The organism is Mycobacterium sp., assembly GCF_032162105.1.
Classification (GTDB): Bacteria; Actinomycetota; Actinomycetes; order Mycobacteriales; family Mycobacteriaceae; genus Mycobacterium.
In genome coordinates this window covers 1-8259 of record NZ_JAVRPS010000046.1, presented here as the reverse complement: position 1 = coordinate 8259, position 8259 = coordinate 1, and the positions used below count along the sequence as shown (strand labels likewise).

The 8259-nt window shown below is 66.7% G+C and carries 7 protein-coding genes; 2 read left to right on the top strand and 5 right to left on the bottom strand.

Annotation, left to right across the window (positions count from 1 at the left end):
* The coding region (locus QOC69_RS02215; protein WP_526435918.1) for a purine-cytosine permease family protein at positions 1-1192 on the bottom strand (1192 nt) is incomplete at its 3' end.
* Positions 1193-1274: 82 nt separating this feature from the next.
* Positions 1275-1895, bottom strand: a complete 621-nt coding sequence (locus tag QOC69_RS02210) for a mycothiol-dependent nitroreductase Rv2466c family protein (RefSeq protein WP_526435916.1) — start codon at positions 1893-1895, stop codon at positions 1275-1277.
* A gap of 98 nt (positions 1896-1993) precedes the next feature.
* On the opposite strand from QOC69_RS02210, the gene pepN reads away from it, so the two are divergent.
* Positions 1994-4585, top strand: coding sequence for an aminopeptidase N (pepN, locus tag QOC69_RS02205; RefSeq protein WP_526435914.1), 2592 nt, complete (start codon positions 1994-1996; stop codon positions 4583-4585).
* An 84-nt stretch (positions 4586-4669) separates the two neighbouring features.
* Positions 4670-5032, top strand: coding sequence for an HNH endonuclease signature motif containing protein (locus tag QOC69_RS02200; RefSeq protein ID WP_526435912.1), 363 nt, complete (start codon positions 4670-4672; stop codon positions 5030-5032).
* Here the strand turns inward: QOC69_RS02200 and QOC69_RS02195 are convergent.
* The 3 genes from QOC69_RS02195 to QOC69_RS02185 all read right to left on the bottom strand — a co-directional run.
* Entirely contained in the window at positions 5025-5813 is a 789-nt protein-coding gene (locus QOC69_RS02195) for a hypothetical protein (protein ID WP_526435910.1), read from the bottom strand. The genes QOC69_RS02200 and QOC69_RS02195 overlap by 8 nt on opposite strands.
* Positions 5814-5896: 83 nt before the next feature.
* Complete coding sequence (locus QOC69_RS02190) at positions 5897-6691, bottom strand: hypothetical protein (RefSeq protein ID WP_526435908.1); 795 nt, start codon at positions 6689-6691, stop codon at positions 5897-5899.
* A 17-nt stretch (positions 6692-6708) separates the two neighbouring features.
* Positions 6709-8259: TPR repeat domain-containing protein (locus QOC69_RS02185; protein ID WP_526435906.1), on the bottom strand; the 1551-nt coding region annotated here is incomplete at its 5' end.

Genomic DNA, 8259 nt, shown 5'->3' with positions numbered 1-8259 from the left:
TGGAGTACGACCGGTCGTACAGGAAGCCGGCGATGGCCTGTCCGCGGCGCAGGTACTGATCGGCGAACACCACGCCCAGCCACGGTCCGATCCAGTAGGCGATGATCAGCAGGAACGCCTCATAGCTGTGCGCGGCGTCGGGCAGCGCCCACCAGGCCACCAAGAAGCCCGCGACGCCGAAGAACACCGTGACGAGGGCGCGGGCGATGTGCACGGGCAGCTTGACCCCGATCGTCACGAAAGCCATTGCGCCGGAGTAGATGTTGATCGAGTTGGCGGCGATGGCGCCGATCGCGATTGCCAACAGGGTGGCCTTGGCCAGGGGCGACGCCAGTTCGCTGGTGAACGATCCGGTTGGATCGCCGAGGTTCGCCTCGCCGGTGGTCACCGACGCCGCGCCGACGACCTCCAGGACGAAGCACGACACGAAGAGGCCGCCCGAGGCGAAGAGGCCGGTGCGGGCGGTCGACACCGTCGACGGCAGGTAGCGGGTGTAGTCGGCGGCATACGGCGTCCAGCCCGCGGCGTATCCGAACGAGGTGCCGACGGTGAGCAGGAACCCGCCAAGTCCCCCGACCCCGCCGGCTCCGACGGGTGCACCCAGGTCCGCATGCATGAAGATCGCCACCGAGGCGGCGACGAAGACCACGGCCAGCACCGGGAACGAATACTTCTCGAAGGCCTGCACCAGGTTGTGCCCGAAGAAGGCGAACCCGGTCTGCAGCAGCACGATGATGACAAGACCCACCAACGGCCCGAAGCCGAACAGCGTCGACAGCGCGAAGGCGCCGCTGACACTGTTGGTGGCGAACCAGCCCACGCCTGCGGTGATCGACATCAGCACCGCGGGCACGGCGTTGCCCTTGAAGCCGAAGGCCATCCGGCCCAGCACCATCTGCGGCACGCCGTGCAGCGGACCCCGGGCGGACAGGAAGTAGTGCGCGAGCGCGCCGAGCCCGGTGCCGATCGCGATGCCTGCGACGGCCTGCCAGAAGCCCATGCCGAACGCCAGCACGGCCAGCATGCCGACGAAGATCGTGGCGAACTCCAGGTTGGGCGAGGTCCACGTCCAGAACAGCTGACTCGGCTTGCCGTGCCGGTCGGCCTCGGCGATGAACTCGTTGCCGCCGGGCTCGACGGCCACGATGCGGTCCCGGTAGGTGCCGTCGGTGGTGGGCTCGGTCGCTGTCATGGGTACACCGTGGTCTGCACGGCCCCTGCTCGCAACCGGAATCACCTAGACGGCCTGTCAGGACGTCGTGGTGCCTCCGACCTCAGTCGAACTCGGGCGCCTCGTGCCGCGTGCGCTTGAGCTCGAAGAAGTGCGGGTAGGACGCGAAGATCACCGACGCGTCCCACAGCTTGCCTGCTTCCTCGCCGCGCGGGATCCGCGACAGCACCGGTCCGAAGAACGCGACGCCGTTGACGTGGATCGTCGGGGTGCCGACGTCGTCACCGACCGCGTCCATGCCCTCGTGGTGGCTCTTGCGCAGCGCGTCGTCGAACTTGTCGCTGGTGGCCGCCTCGGACAGCTCGGCGGGCAGCCCGACCTCCTCGAGCGATTCGGCGATGACCTTGACGAAGTCGGGGTCGGAGGCTCGATAGCCCTCGTTGTGGATCCGGGTGCCCATCGCGGTGTAGAGCGGCGAGAGGATCTCGGGGCCCTTGGCCTGCTCGGCGGCGATGGCGACGCGCACCGGTCCCCAGGCCTTCTTCATCCCCTCCCGATACTCCTCGGGCAGGTCACGGCCTTCGTTGAGCACCGCGAGGCTCATCACGTGGAAGTTCACCTCGACGTCGCGGACCTTCTCGACCTCCAGGATCCAGCGGGACGTGATCCAGCACCACGGGCACAGCGGGTCGAACCAGAAACCGGCTTGGTCCTTCTTGGCCATTGATAGATCCTCTCGGCAGGCGGCGGGGACAGAACTCCGTTCAGCACAACTTCGCACGCCCGGCACATGTTCCCGACCGGCGTCTAATGTTGGGCGACGTGGCACTTCCCAACTTAACTCGCGACCAGGCCGCCGAGCGTGCGGCACTCGTCACCGTCGATGCCTACCGCATCGTGCTGGCCCTCACCGACGGCGAGGGCAAGCCCGGCGAGCACACCTTCAGATCGACGACGACCGTCGAGTTCGACGCCCTGGCCGGCGCCGACACCTACATCGACATCGCCGCCGACGCCATCCACCGGGCGACCCTCAACGGGCGCGCCATCGACGTGTCGGGCTACGACGAGTCCACCGGCATTCCGCTGACCGGTCTGGCCGAGCGCAACGTGCTCGTCGTCGACGCCGACTGCCGTTACTCCAACACCGGCGAGGGCCTGCACCGTTTCGTCGATCCGGTCGACGGCGAGGTCTATCTGTATTCGCAGTTCGAGACGGCCGACGCCAAGCGGATGTTCGCCTGCTTCGACCAGCCCGACTTGAAGGCCACGTTCGACATCATGGTGACGGCGCCGCTGAACTGGCGAGTCATCTCGAACGGCGCCACCGGACACGTGCACGGCAAGGGCGATGCGCACGAGCACACCTTCGTCAGCACACCGCGCATGAGCACGTACCTCGTCGCCTTGATCGCCGGGCCGTATGCGCACTGGACCGACACCTACTCAGACGACCACGGCGACATTCCGCTCGGCTTGTACTGCCGCGCCTCGCTGGCCGAGTTCATGGACTCCGAGCGGCTGTTCACCGAGACCAAGCAGGGATTCGACTTCTACCACCAGAACTTTGGCGTGCCGTATGCGTTCGGCAAGTACGACCAGTTGTTCGTGCCGGAGTTCAACGCGGGCGCGATGGAGAACGCAGGCGCCGTGACGTTCCTGGAGGACTACGTCTTCCGGTCGAAGGTCACCCGGTACTCATACGAACGGCGCGCCGAGACGGTGCTGCACGAGATGGCGCACATGTGGTTCGGCGACCTGGTCACCATGCAGTGGTGGGACGACCTGTGGCTCAACGAGTCGTTCGCGACGTTCGCCTCGGTGCTGTGCCAGGCCGGGGCCACCGAGTACAAGCAGGCGTGGACGACGTTCGCCAACGTGGAGAAGTCGTGGGCGTACCGGCAGGATCAGCTGCCGTCGACGCATCCCATCGCGGCCGACATCCCCGATCTGCACGCCGTCGAGGTCAACTTCGATGGCATCACCTACGCCAAGGGCGCCAGCGTGCTCAAGCAGCTGGTCGCCTACGTCGGGCTGGAGGCGTTTCTCGCGGGTCTGCGCGACTACTTCCGCGACCACGCCTACGCCAACGCGACGTTCGGCGATCTGCTTGGCGCGCTGGAGAAGTCGTCGGGCCGCGACCTGTCGCAGTGGGGCAGGCAGTGGCTCAAGACCACCGGCCTGAACACGTTGCGCGCGGACTTCGACGTCGACGGGGATGGGAAGTTCACCCGCTTCGCGATCAGCCAGAGCGGTGCGGCGCCGGGTGCCGGCGAGACGCGCGTGCACCGGTTGGCGGTCGGGGTGTACGACGACGACGGGTCGGGCAAGTTGGTCCGGGTGCACCGCGAGGAGCTCGACGTCGACGGACCCCTCACCGAAGTTCCTGCCCTGCAGGGCGTTACGCGAGGAAAGCTGATCCTCGTCAACGACGACGATCTGACGTACTGCTCGCTGCGCCTGGACCCTGAGTCGCTGCAGACGGTTCTGACGCGGGTCGCCGACATCGACGATTCGCTGCCCCGCACCCTGGCGTGGTCGGCTGCCTGGGAGATGACCCGCGACGCCGAGATGAAGGCCCGAGACTTCGTGGCGCTTGTCGAGGCGGGCGTGCACGCCGAGACGGAAGTCGGTGTGGCACAACGGCTCCTGCTGCAGGCGCAGACGGCGCTGAACTCCTACGCCGACCCGGACTGGGCGTGCTCGCAGGGCTGGCCCGCGTTCGCCGACCGGCTGCTGGAGTTGGCGCGTGGCGCCGAGGCCGGCTCCGACCACCAGTTGGCCTACGTCAACGCGCTGTGCACGTCGGCGCTGTCGCTGCGGCACACCGCCGTGCTGGCGGCCCTCCTGGACACCGACCCGGCCGAGTTCGGCCTGGCGGGTCTCACCGTGGACACCGATCTGCGGTGGCGCATCGTGATCGCGCTGGCCGGCGGCGGCGACATCGACGAGAAGGACACCGCGACACCGTTCATCGACGCGGTGGCGCAGAAGGACCCGACTGCCGCAGGCAAGCGCAACGCCGCCGCGGCGTCGGCGGCCCGGCCGCAGCTCGCCGTCAAGGAAGCCGCCTGGCTGCAGGTCATCGAGGACGACACGATCGCCAACATCACCGCCCGCGCGATCGTCACCGGGTTCGTGCAACCCGGCCAGGCCGCGCTGTTGGGCCCGTTCTCGGCGAAGTACTTCGACGCGATCGCCGGGGTGTGGGAGCGACGGTCCAGCGAGGTCGCGCAGACCGTCGTGATCGGGCTGTACCCGTCATGGGACGTCAGCCAGACCGGGTTGGACGCGGCGGACCGGTTCCTGGCCGCGCCGGAGTCGGAGGTGCCGCCCGCCTTGCGTCGGCTGGTGATCGAGGGCCGCGCGGGTGTGGAGCGGGCGCTGCGGGCGCGGGCGTTCGACATCGCCTAGCGATCTCCGCGAGCGTGCGCGTCTGCGGGCGACACGCCGGTCGCGAGCGGCACTTTGCGCACGCTCGCGCCCTACGCTCGCGCCATGGCGGCCACGAACAGTCGAAGGGCACGGGCGGCCCGCAGGCGCAAGCGGCGCGTCGCGGCCGTCGTAAACGACCTCACCCCCGCGCAGTGGGCAGCGATCAAGGCCGCGTGGGACGGCTGCGCGTACTGCGGCGCGACCGACGGCCCGCTGCAGCGGGACTGTGTCATGGCCATCTCGCGCGGCGGGCGGTACACGATCGACAACGTGGTGCCGGCGTGCGCGGCGTGCAACGCGAGCAAGTGTAACGACGAGGTGACCAGCTGGATGCGCCGCAAACGGCTCGACGAGCGCGCCTTCCTGGAGCGGTACGTCCGGATTCGGGCGGAAATGTTGGCGCTGATGGCGAGCAAGGTCAGCTAGCCGGCTTGTCAGGCCAGCCGGGGGTAGCGGGCAGCATCGGGAAATCGGAGAAGGGGTAGGGCTGATGCGGCTTGAAGTCACGACTCTCCGGCGACCTGTCGGCCTTCGCGGTGCACAACGCCCGGTCGCGGTCCTTCTCCGGCCACTGGGCTGGCTGGGTTAGGTAGTCGAACAGGAAGTTGGTGATCTTCCAGCCACCGAAGACATCATCGAAAGGTGCCTTCGACGGCCCTTGTTGCGCAGGCGATTTCGCCTGCGCGCTAACGGGTGCCCGCAACCCAATCCGCATGGGGAAGATGCCCGAAGGGTCCGCGTAGGTCCCGACGTTGGCGGAGTACCCACCGCGGTCGGGTACCTCCATTGCCGAGCCGTACATGTATGCGCAGGCAACTACGGTGGCATCGTCGCCGGACCGGATGACGCTAAGCACGCGGTGCCGAGCGGTGCCGATCCAGATGTGCGGTTCGGAGTGACGGAGGTCCGGATGCAGGTCAGACTTTCCGGGCGGCCAACTGGTCGAGGGTTGGTTGGGTTCTACGGCGTCTTTGAAACCCGGATAGAGGTATTTTTCGTCCGCTGTAATCGAGGCCAGAAAGTACGACTCCACGTATGCCCGGGCGGCGATGGCCACACCGTCCGTCACGAGGTCGACTCCCGGTTCGGCCGTCCAAGCAATGGTGAAGGAGTCCAACGAGGTCGGCCATCCTGCGGGTCCAGACGCGGGAGGCATCTCGGGTGCGTCCGGGGTGCACCCGGTGATCGCCAGCAAGGCCAACGCCACGATGCTCGCAAGCAACCTCCATGCAGAAGAGCACGTCATTCGTCACCCATGCGCATCGGGTCCCGGGGCACATGCATTCGACGTCAGCTGGCCGGCTTCTCGGGCCAGCCAGGCGTCGCAGGCAGCGTCGGGAAGTCGGAGCGGGAATACCCTCCGCCCGGCAGGAAGTGCCGGCTCTCAGGAGTGCCGCCTGCCTTCTCGATACACGTGGCCTGGTCGCGGTCGTAGTCGTCCCATCGAGACGTCGTCATGTAGCCGCCCTGGTGGCTTGTAACTTTCCAGCCGCCGAACACGTTGTCGGACGGCGCGCGCGAAGGCCCTTCTTGCGCAGGCAATTCCGTGTTCGCGTCTTCCGGAGCGCGCAGACCGATCCGCAGGGGATAGATCCCCGAGTTGAGGTTGAAGTCCGACCCGACGTTCGCGGCGTAATCGAACTGCTGCTTGGCCGCAGATCCGTACAGGTAGGCGCACACCAGCACGGTGACGTCACGGTCGGAGCGCGTGACGCTGAGGATCTGGTGTCGGGCGGTGCCGACCCACGTCTCCGAGGTGGACGACTCCGGCCGCAGATCCTCCGTGCCGTCGCGCTTGCCAGGCTGGTTGGCTTCGACTGCCTTCACGAAACCTGGGTACAGATACTTGTCGTCGTCGGTGATCGTGGCTAGGTAGTACGACTCCTCGTACGCCCGGACGACGACCGCGGCGCCCGTCGTCAGCTCGATGCCCGGTTCGGCGCTCCAGGTGATCGTGAAATCATCCAACTGCGCGGGCCAGCCCGCAGGCGGCGGCTCGGGCTTGGGCTGGTCTGGCGCCTTGGTAGTGCAGCCGGCGACCGCCACCGCGACGAACGTCACCACTGCGGCGAAAGCGCTTCGCATCAACTGACGTCCCATCGTCATCCGTGCGGGTTGGGATTGGTGACGATGACCTGGTATCGGTTGAACATGCCGGTGACCGCAGGATATCCATCAACTGCCGGACCGAGCGCCGCGCCCGTCGCCTGCCCGATCGCCTTCTGATACTCCGCGGGATTGGCACCGGGCGGCATGACGAGTTCTCCGTCGATGATCACGGCGTTTGCCCCCGTCGGAGCCACGACATTTCCTGCGGCGTCGTAGTACCCGTGAGGTAGGGGAACTTCCGTGCCTGCGGCAATCATGCCACGCAGAATGTGCTCGCCCGCGATGTCAGCTGCCATTGGATTTATCGCGGCACCCGGCTGGATGCCCTCCGGCGGGCCCAACATGTAATCCTCCACCGCGCCTCCGACCGCGTCGACCATGGGGCCTGCGATGGGACCGACGCCTGGCAGAACTCCACCCGCTGTGCTGAGCCCTCCGACGCCAAGGTCGTAGCCCATCTTTTTCCAATCGTGCTCAGTCACGGCGATGTGGTTTTGATTCTCGGCAAACGCCTGAAATGCCCCGTGCGTTCCGGAGTCGACCAGCCCCCGCAGCGTGGCCGAGGAGTAAATGTGCTCGTCCCAACCCGAGTTGGTCGGATGCTGAGCGAACGCGGTCTCATGCAGCAGCGCCTCCTTGTATACCTCGGCGTTCCAGTACTTCGCGGTGGTCTCCTCGCTGTTGAGCACCGCGAACAAGCCCTTGGCGTCCGGCATCATGCCAGTCCGAACGTCCGTTTCGTTGTCCAAAGGCTCGAAGCCAGGACGCAGGTCGGATATGCCGGCAATGTCGTCGATGTACGGCGTGAGTCCCTCGGCCATGCTGTAGGTGAGGTGGGGGTTCACCAAACCGACGGTGTGTTCACCGCCAAGGCCGATCACCGAGTCGCCGGTGAGGTGCATCAAGTCTTTCGAGTGTGAGCCGACGTAGTCGCCATATGCACTCGCTGTCTCCGCCGCGATACGTTCCTCCGGTCCGGTCGCGGCGGAGTGGGTCCAGTCGAACAGCGAACCGGCGGCTGCGCCGTCGTCGTCCCACTCCTCGTGGGTGAGGTTGTACAGCAAGTGCTCGTGATCGACCTTGAACTGCTCGCGGAACTCGTTGCCCGGCTGCACATCACCGGTGATGGCGTCGTGCACGACCTGATGATCGTTGGATACGGCCTCCATCGCGGTGGAGGCCGCCCGCTCGAGGTCGGTGTGCGGCGGGGGCGGATCCGGCTCCCACGGCATCTGCATGTCAAGCGGGTTGTGGAACGCCGGATCCCCGTTCCGCCACTGCGGCGATTCCATCATGTCGGCGACCTTGTGCATCATGCCGCGGTCGAAATCGGTGTCCTTCTGGAAGCTTTCGTGACCAGTGTTGGTGATGTCGGCGATCTTCTGCAGATTCGCGCTCTGCTCGATGCCGGGCGACTCGAGGGTGGACCTGACGCCGTCCGGCAGCTGGTCGAAGCCACCCTTGACCGTGGTGTCCCCCTCGAGAGCTCCGTCGCGCGACTCGGTCTTCGGGAACTCGAGTTTCGGGTTGCTCATCAACTGCCA